Below are 15977 nucleotides of genomic sequence, written 5' to 3'. Positions count from 1 at the left end.
AGCAGCAGCGCCTCTTGTGAACAATTAAAAATAACAAAATAACAAAAATAATGTTGAATAATGTGAGATAAATGTTATTTCTTCCGAACCAAGACGGAGGAAATATTTGCCATGCCCAAGGTTTGGATCGGCACCAGCTGGAAAATGAACAAGACGTTGCCCGAAGCGCTGAGCTGGGCAAAGGGGCTGGCGTCAGCCGATCTTTCACCTTCTATTCAGACATTTGTTATTCCGCCTTTCACCGCGACCCGGCAAGTCAAGGACATGTTGGCGAAGACATCCGTGCTGGTGGGGGCACAGAACATGCATTGGGCCGTTCAGGGTGCCTGGACCGGTGAGATTTCCGCGCCAATGCTGGTTGAATGTGGCCTCGATCTTGTTGAATTGGGGCATTCCGAGCGTCGCGCGCATTTCAACGAAACGGATGAGACGGTGGGGCTGAAAACGGAAGCTGCGGTTCAGCACGGTCTGATTCCGCTGATTTGTATCGGTGAGACGCTTGAAGATCGCGAAAAGGGCCGGGCTTCCGAGGTTCTCGCCAAACAAGTGCGCGGTGCGCTTTCCAAGCTGACGGATTGCCAGAAAGCGGCTGAAATCTGGCTTGCTTACGAGCCGGTATGGGCCATCGGTGAGAACGGTATTCCTGCGACATCGGATTATGCCGATGCACGTCAGGCAGAAATTATCAAAGTTGCCGAAGACGTGCTGGGCCGCCGCGTGCCGTGTCTTTATGGCGGATCAGTCAATCCCGGGAATTGTGCCGAGCTGATCACGTGTCCGCATGTTGATGGCCTGTTTATCGGGCGCTCAGCGTGGGACGTGGACGGGTATCTGGACATTCTTAAGCGTTGTGACACTGCGCTGAACGCGCAGGTCAATATGGAGGAAACGATATGAAAATCGCAGTGGCTGGCGACAGTGCTGGCGAGGGACTGGCCAAGGCATTGGCTGAGTATCTAAGCAACAACCCGGATTACGATGTGACCGAAGCCTCGCGGACCGAAGCCGGGCCGGACGATTACTATGCCAATCTCTCGGACCGGGTGGCTTCGGCGGTAAAGGCGGGGGTCTATGATCGTGCCATTCTTTGCTGTGGTACTGGTATCGGGGTTTGCCTTGCTGCAAACAAGGTTCCAGGCATTCGCGCAGCGCAGGCGCATGACACCTATTCTGCGGGCAAGGCCGCAACATCGAACAATGCCCATATCATTACAATGGGTGCACGTGTTGTCGGTGTGGAACTTGCCAAGGATATCGCCGATGCGTTTCTGTCAGCGGTGTTTGATCCACAAGGAAAGTCGGCAACCAACGTTCAGGCCATCGACGCTGTTGATGCAAAATACCATACAGCGTAAGTCAACGGATCGCAGGTTCGGCACCAATGGTGTCTGACCCACCTTTGACGACGGATGTTGAACATGCTGATTTTGCCAAATGACCGTGCCGCCGATGCCGCAATGCTAAAAGCCTGTCTACCGACGGGCGAATTGGGCAGTTTGTTGGATGCAATCGCCAATGCTTTGCCGGCTATTGCCGCGCGCCTTGCCGCCGGGAAATTGCCCGGTGATCCTGCTGCACCATGTGGCCACAATGAAAGTGGCGATGCGCAAAAGGCGCTGGATGTCGGTGCACATGATCACATTATTGCTGCTTTGAGGGGGTGTGGTGTTCGTCACCTTTTGTCCGAAGAAGCCCAAGCAGTTGAAGTCCTTGATGCCAATGGCAATTACGATATTGCAATTGATCCGATAGATGGCTCTGGATCAATTGGTATTGGTGCGCCGCTTGGCATGTTGTTTGTCATTTACCCAACGGGACCTGCGAACTTTTGCCGTAAGGGTTCCGAAGCGGTTGCTGCCGGATATGCATCGTTTGGCCATTCTTTGGATTTTGGGTTTACCACCGGGCAGGGCGTTCATATCGCCACATATGATGGGCGTGATTTCAAAATGACTGCAGGTGATATTCAGCTAAAGAGCGAGGCGGGAACAATTGCCTATAACGCCTCGAACGAACGACATTGGTCGCCGGGCCTGCAGGCGTGGGCGTCCGATTTGCGCGCCGGTGCGGATGGTCCGCGTGGACGCAATTTTAATATGAGATGGCTGGCCGCAGCTGTCGGGGAATTGCACCGTATCCTGTTAAAGGGCGGGGCGTTTATGTATCCGGCAGATCGGCGTGACGGTTACCGTGAGGGACGATTGCGGCTCGCCTATGAAGCGGTTCCGATTGCATGCCTGATTGAGGCAGCCGGTGGTCGCGCCACCGATGGGACCAACCGTATTCTCGACCTGATGCCCGCAACACCGCATCAAAATGTACCGCTTGTGTTTGGCGCACGCGAAGAGGTCGACATCATCGCAAGATATCTCTCGGAGGAGAATTGACTTATGGCACGCATTACGCTTCGCCAATTGCTCGACCATGCCGCAGAACACGGTTATGCCGTACCGGCATTTAACATCTCGAACATGGAAATGGGGCTAGCAATCATGACAGCGGCGCGCGAAGCAAATGCGCCGGTGATCCTTGCGGCCTCACGCGGGGCGCGTGCCTATGCGGGCGATAAACTGCTGGCAAGGTTGATTGACGGGCTTGTCGAAACCTTTCCGGAAATTCCGGTTTGCATGCATCTTGATCACGGGAATAATCTCGCGACTTGCGCTACTGCGATCCAGCACGGTTTTACATCCGTGATGATGGATGGTTCGCTTGAAAGCGATGGCAAAACCCCGGCCGATTACGCATACAATCGTGACATCACCGCACGCGTTGTGGAAATGGCGCATGCCTGCGGTGTTTCGGTTGAGGGCGAGTTGGGAGTTCTCGGATCGCTTGAGACCGGTATGGGGGATCAGGAAGACGGTCATGGTGCCACCGAGAAGCTGTCAGGCGAGCAATTGTTGACCGACCCCGAAGAAGCCGAACGGTTCGTGCGCGAGACGGGTGTTGATGCCTTGGCCGTCGCGATGGGGACAAGTCACGGTGCCTATAAGTTCAGCCGTCAGCCCGATGGCGATATCTTGGCAATGACTGTCATTGAAGAAATCAACCGCCGCTTACCAAACACGCATCTGGTCATGCATGGCTCTTCATCGGTGCCTGACGACTTGCGTCAGGTGATTAACAATTTTGGGGGCGACATGCGACCCACTTGGGGTGTGCCGGTCGACGAGATCCAGCGCGGTATTCGTTCCGGGGTACGTAAGGTGAATATTGATACAGACAACCGCATGGCCATGACGGCGGGCGTGCGACGTGTTCTTTCGGAAAATCCGGGGGAGTTTGATCCACGGAAGTACCTTAAGGAAGGCACCGCCCTGATGACCGAGCTGTGCAAATCCCGGTTCGAAGCCTTTGGGACCGCCGGTCACGCCGACCGTATTAAACCGTTGTCGCTTGAGGCAATGGCCGTAAGCTGACGGGTGACATATACAAGAAGCGGTAAAGAGCTTCCTTCGCTGGTTCCTCATTAAAAGTCCCCGTCAGGTGTGGGGGCTTTTATTTTGCGCAGGATGTTCACCAAAAGATAGCGACCGCATTTCTCCGGTATTTGGTAATTTGTAACGATCACTACAAAAAGAAAACCCCGCTCAATTTGAACGGGGTTTTCTTCAGATAGGAAGGGAGCATGTGATGCATCCCTCCTCATTGTCTATGCTTGGACCTAAATCAGCTGGTTTGATTACCGATCAAGCTGGAACGGTCCAGAGAAGGAATAAACATCAAGAATGCTGGCATCGACCAGAATGCAATCAAAGAGCTGCTTTTCTTCGACAACCTTCAATTCCCCGGTGGTGATGAAGTGATCGGCCTGACGAACGGCTTCTTCTGCAAAGATCGCAACCGGTTGCAGGACGGTGTAGGTCAATTCACCTGCCTTGACGGCTTCAACAGCATCAGGTGAACCATCAAAGCCGCCGATGACTTTGCCTTCAAGTTTACCGGCTTCTTTCAGGGCGGCAATCGCACCAAGAGCCATTTCGTCATTGCCCGAGATCACGCCCGAGATATCCGGGTTGGCCTGAAGCATCGACTGCATTTTCGAATAGCCCTGGGTACGATCCCAGTTTGCCACTTCCTGTGCTTTTTTCTCAAGATCGGGGTATTGGGTCAGCACCGTTTCAAACCCGTTCGAGCGCGTCTGGGCATTGTTGTCCGACGGTGCGCCAAACAGTTCAACATAGGAACCACTATCGCCCATCGCATCGACCCAGGCCATGGCACCAAGGGCAGCACCTTGCGCGTTGTTTGATACCAACTGTGCTTTGGCAAGGCCTGTCTGATTGATTTCAGCATTCACGATGAATACGGGGATGCCAGCGGCAACCGCTTTTTTCACGGCACCGATCGAACCGTCGGCATTGGCCGGATCGAGAATGATCGCCTTGGCCTGATTGGTGATCGCGGTGTCAACAAGGTTGCTTTCGGTGTTGGTATCGCCCTTGTGTGCACCGACATTGGCATCATAGCCAAGCTCTTCTGCCGTGGCTTTGGCAACTTCCCCTTCAGTAAACCAATAGGGATTTGAAGGATCATTCACGATGATCGAAATCAGGCCGTCTGCCATCGCCGCAGTCGACATCAAAGGCAGGGCAGCAATCGTTGCGAAAAGTGTACGCTTTATAACGTTCATTTTGGGTGTCCTCCCGTTGGGTTTTGATATTACCGGACGTGTCCGGCGGTTATTCGGGCGCAAGACCACCCTGTCTCGCACCCGAATTCGTTATCGGCCTGAACGGCCGTATTGAAGGCTGTTAAGCAGCACGGCGAGCACGATCACCGCACCGGTAAAGACGGTTTGCCAGTAAGCAGAGACGCCGATAATGACGAGGCCGTCGCTCAGAAAGCCGATTACAAAGGCGCCGAGCATCGTACCGCGTACGTTGCCACGCCCCCCGGTAAGTGCCGCCCCGCCGATTACTACTGCTGCGATGGCCGTGAGTTCGTAAGTGGTGCCGGCGGTCGGACCTGCGGATGTCAGTTGTGAGGAAAGCACAAGTCCGGCAATGGCGGCACAAACACCCGAAAGCACATAGACCGAAACTTTTACGCCACGGGTAGGTACGCCCGACAGTTCGGCCGCCCGTTCGTTCCCGCCCGACGCATAGAGCCAACGACCAAACGCTGTCCGCATCAGGACAAGACCAATGATCAGGGCAACCACTGCCAGAACGATCACGCCGATGGGAACGCCCGCGATACGGTTGAAACCAAGCCAGTCAAAGCCGGTATTGCCCAATGCTTCGGTGCCGCCCAGATTGTTGTATGTGAGACCGTTGGTCATCAACAGCGCAACACCGCGTGCGACATAGAGCATCCCAAGCGTTGCGACGAAGGCCGGAACCTTGAAAAAGGCGATGAGCACCCCGTTGATCGCCCCGACAAAAGCGCCAAGTGCGATGGTCAGAATCACGACTGCCCAAACCGGCGGGTACAGGATGACGCCAGAGGTTGGAATTTCGACACCTTGCATAAGGTAGCCTGCAACCACTCCGGACAGACCAAGTGTCGAACCAACCGAAAGATCAATGCCGCCATTCAGGATCACGAGCAACATGCCGATGGCCAGAAGGCCAAAGATCGCCACATGAGATGACATGGTCAGGAAGTTGCTGACACTGAAATAGACAGGTGACAGGAACGAGAAGGTGATAACAATCGCCACCAACGCAAAGAATGCACGACCTTCCAGCAGGATCTTGCCGATATTGAGGTCTATGCCACCTGCCGCAGGCGTGGAAGTCGTGGTTTGTGCCATGTCTGGCCTCCCTAGTGGTGCACGGCTTCGCCAGAGGCGGCCATGATCTGTTCTTTGGTTACTGTATGGTCGAATTCGGCCGCAATCCGGCCTCTGTTCATGACGATGATCCGGTGCGCGATGCTCAGGCACTCTCCGACTTCCGAAGTCGAATAAAGAACCGCGAGCCCGCGTTTTTCAGCGGTGCTTGCCAGCAGTTTGAAAACCTCGGCCTTTGCGCCGATGTCGATCCCGCGTGAAGGTTCATCCAGCAGGATGACTTCCGGCTGGGTGGCGAGCATTTTTCCGATCACGACCTTTTGCTGGTTCCCACCCGAAAGCGCGCCAATCATGGTGGCACCGCTTTCGGTTTTGACCGTGACTTCGCGAATTGAGTCTTCGATCACCTTGCTTTCGGCCTTGCGGCTAGTGAACAGGCCACGGGTAAAGGCCGCAATTGATGAAAGTGAAAGGTTTTGTCCAACCGTCATTGTCTGGACGAGACCGTCGCGTTGACGATCTTCGGGTACAAGAACCAGACCGGCATTGATGCGCTCGGAAATGGAAAGGTTGGAAACATCCTGCGTATGCAGTTTTACGGTGCCGCTTTGCGCCTTCAGGCGTCCTGCTGCACATTCCATCATTTCTGTCCGTCCTGCTCCCATCAACCCATAGATGCAAACAATCTCTCCGGACCGGACGCTAAGGTTAATGTGATCAACCACCAGCCCGTTGCCCGACGCATCGGGTACGCACAGGTTTTCGATCGTAAGGGCCGGTGCGCCCATTTTGCTGTTGGGGGGGGCGCCAAGGTTGAAGTTTTCACCGACCATGTTGCGCACGATCCATTCGATGTCGATTTCCGCACGAGGGGCCCATGCCGTCATTTCGCCATCACGCAGGACAACAGCGTGGTCTGTGATCTCCAATGCCTCTTCAAGGTGATGGGAGATATAAACGATGCTGACCCCTTTGGCGGTCAGGTCGTTAATGACCTTGAAAAGGACTTCGACCTCGGACGCGGACAGGGCGGAGGTTGGTTCATCCATGATCAGGATGCGGCTCTTGGCCTGTAGGGCGCGGGCGATCTCGACGATTTGCTGTTGCCCTAAGCGCAATTCCTCGACCGGGGTGAGCGGATCAATATCTTCTTCCAGCTCTTCCATGAGGGAGCGTGTTATGCGTTCTTCCTCGGCGAAATTGACACCGGTTGCTGTGCGGATTTCGCGCCCCATGAAAATGTTGTCACGGACATTCAGGTTTCCGGCCAATGCAAGTTCCTGATGAATGATCGAGATGCCATGCGCCAGAGCATGATTGGCGCCGTGAAAACGCACGGGTTCATCATCAAGCAGGATCTCTCCGGATGTCGGTGCAATAATGCCCGACAGGATTTTCATCAATGTTGACTTGCCGGCACCGTTCTCGCCAAAAAGGGTCGTGACCTGTCCGCGGTGGATTTCGAAATTCACGCCCTTCAATGCCTGAATCGGGCCGTAAAATTTGGCGACATCGCGAGCCGACATCACAACTTCGTCGGCGGTGAATGTTTCTGGTGTGATGGTCTGAAGGGCTGTCATTGGACCTGCACCTCGACCGGGGTGATCAGCCACATTTTCGGATTGATCAGTTTGAAAACGCCGGTAATGGAAATTGTCTTTCCGGGAAGCGACTCTCTGTCCAGGTCTTGAAGAATTTCGGACTTCATGGCCCGATTGATGCCAGCACCGGCATCCTGATACTCAATCTGGTTTTTGAATTCGCCAAATGCGATATCGCCCGGCGCGTCACGAAGATCCGTACCATTGATTGCAGGACCCGTTTGAACCCGGATGCGGATATCTTCAAGTCCATCAACGGTGACGTCGTAAATGCCGCCTTTGCCTTCGCCAACCGTACCGGTCAGTTCCACTGGCAGCACCGGCATTGCGCCACCGGTGCCGTATTGTTCGGCTGCGGCCTTTTTATCCTTTGCCAGCGCATTTGCCAGTGTTTTTGCGCCAACAGCGCGGCTGATCACGTCATCGCGGATGCGCGGGAATTGTGCCGCGCCATACGTATCGGCAGAAAATCCGGCAACACGCATGTCCTGCTCGGATCCGATTGTGACAACCGTGGTATCAAGGGCGATGGCAGTCAGGACACCAAGGACGGTTGCTCCGATGAGCATGCCACGCCGACCAAGACGCGGTTTGAGGGATCTGGTGGATACATCGGTGGCACTCATTGTCTCTTTTCCTCCCGTCTAGCCACGCTGGGCCCTGTTAATCTCTTTGGGGAGGGGCTGGAAAGGGCGGTGGGAACTTCCCCGCCTTAACTCTGAACATTGTCGCGAATCTGAACTTTTTGCCGCCAGCAATGTGGCGCGAAACGCGTCGCTGATCAGAACCAGCTCGGCCTGTCTTGGTGCAGGCCATTTTCCTCCCGATGCACAAAACGAAGCATGATTTTGCACGTTTCGCCTGTCCCATCCCGAATCCCGTTTTTGGTTGAAACCGCCATTTTCTGCGATTGGCTGGCCCCGGTATCCGGTTTGTGTTTATTACCATAACTGAAAAAAATTACAAAAAAAGTAAAAAATTACACTCGACATCGACCAATGTCGGGTTATGCTGAAAAAACAGCTCGGGAAGATTCTTCTCTTGCAAAGGCCGCAGTGACCGAAAAGTCGGAGGCCAGATAAAGAAAAAACAGGGAGGACGTCGCATGGCACACACACGCTGCGTGACTTGCTATCTGCGCCAACAAAAGGTGCAGCATGGCTGAGCGCGACATCATTATTGGGATCGATGCGGGTACGTCCGTCATCAAGGCCGTCGCTTTTAGTCTTTCCGGACGTCAGCTCGGAGATGCTGCCGTTCCCAATCAGTATGCGAGCGGCCCAAGCGGTGCTGCGACGCAGGACATGAACCGGACATGGGAAGACTGCGCCAGCGCGTTGCGTTGCCTCGGTGATAAAATCAAGGACCTCGCCAGCCGCACCGCAGCCCTTGCTGTCACAGGTCAGGGCGATGGCACCTGGCTTGTCGGTAAAGATAATCGCCCGGTCAGTGACGCATGGCTGTGGCTGGATGCACGGGCGGCCGAAACCACGTGCGATCTTGCGGCCAAAGAGGTTAATTCAGAACGGTTCCACGTCACTGGCACCGCACTGAATACCTGTCAGCAGGGTGCGCAGATGGCGCATATGCATCGCCATTTCCCTGAGCTTCTTGATCGGGCCCAAGTCGCCATGCATTGCAAGGATTGGCTTTACCTTAATCTGACCGGGGTGCGGGCAACTGATCCTTCAGAAGCCAGTTTTACGTTCGGGGACTTCCGCACGCGTAGTTATTCCGATCTTGTGATCGACGCCCTTGAACTGCGCAGCCGAAGCCACCTGTTGCCCGATATTCTTGATGGCAGTCAGCAAACCCATCCACTTGGTGATGCGGCAGCGGCAAAGACCGGCCTTTTGGCCGGAACTCCCGTCAGTCTTGGCTATGTCGATATGGTCATGACCGCACTTGGTGCTGGTGTCTATACCGGGACGCCGGGGGCCGCATGTTCGACGATCGGATCGACCGGTGTGCATATGCGCGCAGTCAGGGATACGGATGTACGCCTTGAGGGCAATTCCGGCTATGTCATTTGCCTGCCTGCCGCACATATGGTCACACAGGTTCAAACAAATATGGCCGCTACACTTAATATCGATTGGGCGCTTCGCATGGCGGCCGACCTGATGAGCGAAACAGGACATTTCCACGATTATGCCGATCTGGTTGCCCGTATTGATGATTGGTTGGCGCGGTCCGAGCCCGGACAAATTCTGTATCATCCCTATGTGTCCGAGGCGGGCGAGCGCGGACCGATGGTCAACGCCAATGCACGTGCCGGATTTATCGGTCTTTCATCTGGACACAGTTTCCCCGATCTGATCCGGGCCGTGGTTGAAAGCCTTGGTATGGCGGCACGCGATTGTTATGGCGCAATGGATGAATTGCCCAGAGAACTGCGTCTGACCGGTGGAGCTGCGCAATCAAATTCATTGCGCGCCATCCTTTCCGCCGCAGTAGGAGCGCCCGTGCGGGTTTCGGACCGCAAAGAAGCTGGTGCGGCTGGATGCGCAATGATGGCAGCTGTTGCCATCGGTGCTTATTCCGACATGGAAAGTTGTGTTGCCGAATGGGTTTCCCCTCTTTTGGGCAAAGCCGAGGTGCCCGATCCAGAACTACAGGCAATTTATGCTGAACTCTATCCCGTTTATGTCGAAGCCCGCGAGGCACTTGAGCCGGTCTGGGGCCGGTTGGCGGTGCACCGTGATCGGCAAACCGCCCCAAAAATGAACGCGTCAAAAACCGCGCAAGGAGGATCGTGACATGGGCATCCGGGAACTCGATCTGTTTATCATTGGTGGCGGTATCAATGGCGCAGGCTTTGCGCGTGATGCCGCTGGTCGCGGTCTGAAGGTCGCCCTGTGCGAAAAGGACGATCTGGCCGAAGGGACCTCATCACGTTCAGGAAAACTGGTGCATGGGGGATTGCGCTATCTGGAATATTACGAATTCCGTCTGGTGCGGGAAGCCCTGATTGAGCGTGAAGTTCTGATGAACGCCGCCCCGCATATTATCTGGCCTTTGCGCTTTGTCTTGCCGCATTCGCCTCAGGACCGTCCTGCCTGGCTCGTGCGTTTGGGGTTGTTTCTCTATGACCATCTAGGGGGACGAAAAAAGCTGCCGGGGACACGCACACTTGACCTGCACAGGGATCCCGAGGGTGCGCCGTTACTTGATACGTATAAAAGAGGGTTCGAATACTCGGACTGCTGGGTAGATGACGCACGTCTGGTCGCGTTAAATGCGCTGGATGCCGCACAACGCGGTGCGATTGTAATGACGCGTACGCCAGCAGTAAGTGCGCGTCGCGAAAATGGCAAATGGCATGTCAGTACACAGAACAGGCTTACCGGAGAAACGCGCGAATTTGTTGCGAAATGTCTGGTGAATGCCGCTGGCCCGTGGGTAACCGATGTCCTGACCCGGGTTGCTGGTGCCAATTCGACACGCAATGTGCGACTTGTCAAAGGCAGTCACATCATCGTGCCAAAGTTCTGGGATGGGCCGCACAGCTATCTTGTTCAGAATGACGATAAGCGCGTGATCTTTATTAATGCCTATGAGGGTGACAAGGCGCTGATCGGGACAACAGATATTGCCTATGACGGCAAGGCAGAAGACGTTGCGATTGATGATTACGAGATTTCCTATCTGCTCGATTGCGTGAACCGTTACTTCAAGGAAAAACTCCGGCGTGAGGATATTCTCGAGACATTCTCGGGTGTTCGGCCCTTGTTTGATGACGGCAATGGCAACCCATCGGCGGTTACCCGGGATTATGTGTTTGACCTCGACGAGGGTGGAGAAGCACCGCTTCTGAACATTTTTGGGGGCAAGATTACAACATTCAGGGAACTTGCAGAACGCGGGATGCGCGAAATCCGTCACATCTTTCCGGATATGGGCGATGACTGGACAGAAGGTGCCGCACTTCCCGGCGGGGATATGCCTGACGCCGATTATTCTGCGTTCGGTGAGGTGTTGAAGTCTGAATTCCCGTGGATGCCACGACCGTTACGCGACTATTACGGGCGGCGTTATGGGACATTGACCCGTCGGATTGTGGGGAATGCGACAGGATTTGACGGGTTGGGACGTTTTTTCGGCGCGCATCTTTATGAGGCAGAGGTCAACTGGCTGGTAGAAAACGAATGGGCGATGACGGCCGAGGATATTATCTGGCGTCGCACCAAACACCGGCTCGATATGACCGAGGTCGAAATTTCAACATTCACTGAATGGTTCGACACAACATACGCGGTAGTTTCCTGATGACCCTGAGCCTTTCTCTTAACACCAATCCGCTGGTGAACCGTTTTGCGGATCCCGATGACCTGATTGATTGCGTGGCTCGTGATCTGCGCATTCGTGATCTTCAACTTACGCATGAATTCATCAATCCGTCTTGGCCTGCACCTGTGATTCGACGGCTTACGCGGCAAATGGGGGCCGCAATGAGGCGCACCGGTGTGTGCGTGACGTCGGGCATGACGGGCCCTTATGGGCGCTTGAACCACTTTGGTCATCCCGATGTTGACGTTCGACGCTATTATGTTGATTGGTTTAAGTCGTTTGCTGACATCATTGCGGATCTCGGTGGGACCTCTGTGGGGACGCAATTTGCCATCCTGACCTACCGCGAGCAGGATGACCCAGCTGCGCGTGAGGAAATGATCAAAATCGCCATTGATTGCTGGGCCGAAGTTGCCGAGCACGGAAAAGCCGCCGGTCTGGACTATATTTTCTGGGAACCGATGAGCATTGCACGCGAATTTGGGGAGACCATTGCCGAATGCATTTCGCTTCAAGACCGGCTGACGGCTGCGAACATGGCCGTTCCGATGTGGATGATGGCCGATATTGATCATGGCGACGTGACATCGGATGACCCGAATGATTTCGATCCTTATGCTTGGGCGCGTACCGTCCCAAAAATCTCGCCGATTATTCACATCAAACAAAGTTTGATGGACAAAGGAGGTCATCGCCCGTTCACCGCCGAGTTCAATGCCCGTGGCCGCATCCAGCCCGAACCATTGTTATCGGCTTTCGCGCAAGGCGGGGCCGTAAATAACGAGATTTGTCTTGAACTGTCCTTTAAGGAACGTGAACCCAATGACCGGGAAGTGATCCCTCAGATTGCGGAAAGCGTTGCCTTCTGGGCGCCACACATTGATACCGGTGCGTCGTCGCTGAAACTTTGACAACGTATTGTTCGGGTAGTGCTTCCATCGTTTCCACGCTGGTCTTATAAGGAAGAAACCTTTTTAGCTGAGGCCCTTCCGGGCTGAAAGATGTTATGAACGAAACTGACGAAACGCTCGCCATTCGGGCTGCCTGGATGCACTATGTTGGTGGCCTGACTCAGGCCAAGGTTGCAAAAAGGCTAGGCTTGCCATCGGTTAAGGCACACCGGCTTATCGCCAAAGCTGTCGCCGACGGGCATGTGAAAGTCTCGATTGAAGGGGACATCGTCGAGTGTGTCCAGCTTGAAACACGGCTGTTTGAAGCTTATGGCCTCAAGCTTTGCGAAGTGGCACCGGATATTGGCGAGGAAGGGCTACCCGTGCGTGCATTGGCGCTAGCCGGCGCGGCGTATCTTAAACGCCAGTTTGAGGCGGGTGAGCATACAATTATTGGATTGGGACACGGCCGCACATTGGCCGAAGTCACTCGTCAACTTCCCCGGACAGATGCGAAAGGCCTTAATTTTGTTTCTTTGCTTGGTGGATTGACCCGAAATTTCTCGGCCAACCCGCATGATGTTATGCACCGTCTTGCCGAAAAAACCGGCGCACGGGCTTATGTTATGCCTGTGCCCTTTTTTGCTAATACGGTTGAAGATCGCGAAGTACTGCTTTCACAGCGTGGAGTGGATGATGTATTCCGCATGGCGCAGGAGGCAACGCTCAAAGTTGTCGGAATCGGGACGGCGACTGCCGATGCACAGCTTGTGTCTTCAGGTATGATTGAACCTGCTGAAATAGAAGAAATCGCTGCTGCCGGTGCACGGGGTGAAATGCTTGGCGATTTCTTTGATGCCGATGGGGCTGTTGTTAAAACGACGCTCTCTGCGCGAACGCTGGCAGTGGGCTATGATCCTGAGCGTAAAGAGGATATTGTCGCGATTGCGGGCGGACCGGATAAGATTAATGCGATCCGGGCGGTGCTGCGATCGGGTAGGGTGGCTGGCCTTATCACCGACGAGAGAACCGCGCGCGCCCTGCTCGATTGACATACCGCGCAAAAGGACACCCCATGAAACGAGACGACCGCAGGCAGCAGATCCTTGATGCATTGGTGCGCGATGGTGCCGTGCAGCTTGATGAACTTGCCGAGACTTTCGGCGTGTCGAAAATGACCATTCATCGTGATTTCGATGATCTTGAAGGCGAAGGGTTGCTGCGCCGGACGCGTGGTGGTGCAACGATCGAGCCAGGGTCACAGTTTGAAAGTGACTTCCGTTTTCGCAACCTTCAAGGACACGATCTCAAGGAGCGTATGGCACGCGCCGCCCTTGAATGGGTGGAGCAGGGCATGACGGTTATGGTCAATGACGGCTCTACTGCTGCGGTTCTGGGAAGCCTGTTGCCTGAAAAACGTCCACTTACTGTGATTACAAACAATGATGCCGTCATGGAGCAGCTCAAATCCGAACCTGGGATCACGGTGCTTGCACTTGGTGGTCGTTATTCAGCGAAATACAATGCCTGGGTTGGTCGGGTAACTGAGGAAACCCTTGCTGCACTGCGTGCTGATATTGCTTTCATTTCAACACCTGCCGCAGGCGATGGGCACGTCTATCACATGGATGATGACATCACCCGCACCAAACGGCGGATGATGGATGCAGCGTCACGTTCGGTGTTGCTGATTAACCACTTGCGGTTCGATCACACTGCACTTCACGTTCTCGCTCCGTTTTCTGAGTTCTCGGCGGTGATCACTGATGCTCAGCCATCTGAGTCAGCACGTGCACAAATTGAATCCGTTGAAACGGAACTTGTGATTGCGGAATAATCTGGTGATGCTAAGAATCGTTGATGTTCGAAAATTACACCGCGACTCTGTTCCGGACGTATGGTTCTGAGTGCAAGTTTTTAGCGGATGGCACTTTGCTCTCGTTCGTTTGAAGTTTGTTGATTGTAGTAAGCTAAAGTCTGAGCCTATCAAGTGTGATGTGCGTGGAAGTTGAATGGACCCATCAAATGAAATTCAGCTTGTATGTTCGAACGTTGCGATTTTACTGTCTTGAATACGTTCTTTATAACCAATCTTTCATTCCGGAAATCTGTCGAAAACACTGACATCTCGACATGAAAATTGGAGATACACCCCGGAAATCCCGTTGATTTTATTGTATTTCATATAGCCTCAAAATCTGTTTCACTTAGTGAGTGGGAGTTCGATTCTCCCCGGGGGCACCATCACACTTTTCCTTGCTTTCAGCGATTTGATAATCGCGCCAAAGAGTCTCATTCCGTATTTGTGTTTTGGAATGTCTTCTCAGAGATGGCTTTAAGGTTTTGAATTCCCCGAATTTCTTAATGAAGTACGATGCCGATACTTTAGCAACTGTGTTTAGTCCCGGTACTTGATGTGACATCGACGGTTCGGTGCTTGCGCCGTGATGCTGCGATGCTGGTCTTTTCCGCATGTATGGCAGGGGCCGACAGCCATTGTCACTGGCTATCGCATAGGCCGCCTCACGGTTTTCTTTACCTTCGCGCGCGAAATCTCAAAGCCGTTTTTGCGCAAGCCGTTGGTAGCAACGCGCACCGTATGTGGCTGCTAGTATCCAAATATCCCGCGAACGCGACAAAAGTGATTACGAAAGCAATATTGCATACTCTTCATCAGAGCGTCTGCGGCTTTTGGTGCGCTGGTTGATGTTCGCAGAAGGCAGTGAAATCGACCGGTTGATCACCAGAATGTGCTCCTCCAGTAAGGCCTGTGCGTCATCAAACTGGCGTTTTGCCATCAAATCGCGCATCTGCGTGTGTTCGGCAAAGGAGCGCTGCCAGAAATCCCCTTCGCCCGATTGCAAATGGGCGCGCAGAGCTTCGAGTGCTGTGGCGGTCAGATCATAGGCTTTTTCCAGATAGCGGTTGCCAGCATGATGCAGGATCACACGGTGATATGCACTGTCCGCACGGCTGTAGAGCGTGAATTCCTGAACATCAATAGCGTGCTGCATTTGCACGATCGCCGCTGAAAGCCCTTGCACAAGACCGTCCGGATCACGCGCCAGCGCACTGCCGAGCGCCTCGCGCTCCAGCATCGCGCGAAAATGGCTCATTTCTTTGACGTCCTGTGGCGTGGGCGTAAAAACATACGTCCCGGCCTGCGGCACAATGCTGACCAACCCCATATCGCGCAGATCTGTGAACGCCGCGCGCACGGGTGCTTTGCTCATGCCCAGTGCGCGGGCAATCTGCTCCTCGGACAACCGCTCGCCAAATTCAAGCTTGCCCGATACGATCGCACCGCGAAGTCGTTCACAAGCCTCTTGAGTGAGCGACACAGCACTCTCCTTCGCATTTTCAGATCAGTTCCGTGAGGGCAACAATTGCCTTCAATCCCCTGATTTTGCTCAGCTATCAAACACCAAAGAATCACAGTTGACAAGTCATTAAAAT

Annotated in this window: 14 protein-coding genes; 9 read left to right on the top strand and 5 right to left on the bottom strand. The window is 54.1% G+C overall.

Going from position 1 to position 15977, the window contains the following annotated elements; all coding sequences use genetic code 11:
• Window positions 1–111 precede the first annotated feature (111 nt).
• The 4 genes from AMM48_RS12585 to fba all read left to right on the top strand — a co-directional run bounded on the left by AMM48_RS12585 (window position 112) and on the right by fba (window position 3422).
• Complete coding sequence (locus AMM48_RS12585; RefSeq protein ID WP_102784326.1) at window positions 112–897, top strand: triose-phosphate isomerase; 786 nt, start codon at window positions 112–114, stop codon at window positions 895–897.
• Window positions 894–1355 (top strand): RpiB/LacA/LacB family sugar-phosphate isomerase, encoded by a 462-nt coding sequence (locus tag AMM48_RS12580; RefSeq protein ID WP_022731545.1) that lies wholly within the window; start codon window positions 894–896, stop codon window positions 1353–1355. The genes AMM48_RS12585 and AMM48_RS12580 overlap by 4 nt, the downstream gene beginning before the upstream one ends.
• 63 nt (window positions 1356–1418) lie before the next feature.
• On the top strand, window positions 1419–2387 hold the full coding sequence (locus tag AMM48_RS12575) for a class 1 fructose-bisphosphatase (protein ID WP_102784325.1): 969 nt from the start codon (window positions 1419–1421) through the stop codon (window positions 2385–2387).
• Between the two features lie 3 nt (window positions 2388–2390).
• Complete coding sequence (gene fba, locus AMM48_RS12570) at window positions 2391–3422, top strand: class II fructose-bisphosphate aldolase (RefSeq protein WP_102784324.1); 1032 nt, start codon at window positions 2391–2393, stop codon at window positions 3420–3422.
• 263 nt (window positions 3423–3685) lie between these two features.
• On the opposite strand, the gene AMM48_RS12565 is transcribed toward fba, so the two are convergent.
• From AMM48_RS12565 to AMM48_RS12550, 4 genes are all read right to left on the bottom strand, one after another.
• The gene (locus AMM48_RS12565) at window positions 3686–4636 is read right to left on the bottom strand and encodes a D-ribose ABC transporter substrate-binding protein (RefSeq protein WP_102784323.1); all 951 of its coding nucleotides are present in this window, start codon (window positions 4634–4636) and stop codon (window positions 3686–3688) included.
• Between the two features lie 90 nt (window positions 4637–4726).
• A complete protein-coding gene (locus tag AMM48_RS12560; RefSeq protein ID WP_102784322.1) occupies window positions 4727–5761 on the bottom strand; it encodes an ABC transporter permease in 1035 nt (344 codons plus the stop codon).
• 11 nt (window positions 5762–5772) lie between these two features.
• Window positions 5773–7320: a sugar ABC transporter ATP-binding protein gene (locus AMM48_RS12555; RefSeq protein ID WP_102784321.1), complete on the bottom strand. Its 1548-nt coding sequence runs from the start codon at window positions 7318–7320 to the stop codon at window positions 5773–5775.
• Window positions 7317–7967 (bottom strand): DUF2291 family protein, encoded by a 651-nt coding sequence (locus tag AMM48_RS12550; RefSeq protein ID WP_102784320.1) that lies wholly within the window; start codon window positions 7965–7967, stop codon window positions 7317–7319. Before AMM48_RS12550 ends, AMM48_RS12555 begins: the two co-directional genes overlap by 4 nt.
• Window positions 7968–8498: 531 nt before the next feature.
• On the opposite strand from AMM48_RS12550, the gene AMM48_RS12545 reads away from it, so the two are divergent.
• The 5 genes from AMM48_RS12545 (at window position 8499) to AMM48_RS12525 (ending at window position 14358) form a co-directional block, all read left to right on the top strand.
• The gene (locus tag AMM48_RS12545; RefSeq protein WP_102784319.1) at window positions 8499–10100 is read left to right on the top strand and encodes an FGGY-family carbohydrate kinase; all 1602 of its coding nucleotides are present in this window, start codon (window positions 8499–8501) and stop codon (window positions 10098–10100) included.
• Between the two features lies 1 nt (window position 10101).
• Entirely contained in the window at window positions 10102–11610 is a 1509-nt protein-coding gene (locus AMM48_RS12540) for a glycerol-3-phosphate dehydrogenase (RefSeq protein ID WP_102784318.1), read from the top strand.
• Window positions 11610–12542 (top strand): TIM barrel protein, encoded by a 933-nt coding sequence (locus tag AMM48_RS12535; RefSeq protein ID WP_102784317.1) that lies wholly within the window; start codon window positions 11610–11612, stop codon window positions 12540–12542. The genes AMM48_RS12540 and AMM48_RS12535 overlap by 1 nt, the downstream gene beginning before the upstream one ends.
• Before the next feature lie 95 nt (window positions 12543–12637).
• Window positions 12638–13573, top strand: a complete 936-nt coding sequence (locus tag AMM48_RS12530) for a sugar-binding transcriptional regulator (RefSeq protein WP_102784316.1) — start codon at window positions 12638–12640, stop codon at window positions 13571–13573.
• A 23-nt stretch (window positions 13574–13596) separates the two neighbouring features.
• Entirely contained in the window at window positions 13597–14358 is a 762-nt protein-coding gene (locus AMM48_RS12525; protein WP_102784315.1) for a DeoR/GlpR family DNA-binding transcription regulator, read from the top strand.
• Window positions 14359–15166: 808 nt separating this feature from the next.
• Here AMM48_RS12525 and AMM48_RS12520 read toward each other — a convergent pair.
• Window positions 15167–15862: a GntR family transcriptional regulator gene (locus tag AMM48_RS12520; RefSeq protein ID WP_102784314.1), complete on the bottom strand. Its 696-nt coding sequence runs from the start codon at window positions 15860–15862 to the stop codon at window positions 15167–15169.
• Window positions 15863–15977 lie beyond the last annotated feature (115 nt).

Source organism: Thalassospira sp. GB04J01 (assembly GCF_000751115.1).
GTDB classification, from domain to species: Bacteria; Pseudomonadota; Alphaproteobacteria; order Rhodospirillales; family Thalassospiraceae; genus Thalassospira; species Thalassospira lucentensis.
Note: the sequence above shows the minus strand (reverse complement) of the source record. Positions and strands in the feature narration are given on the sequence as shown.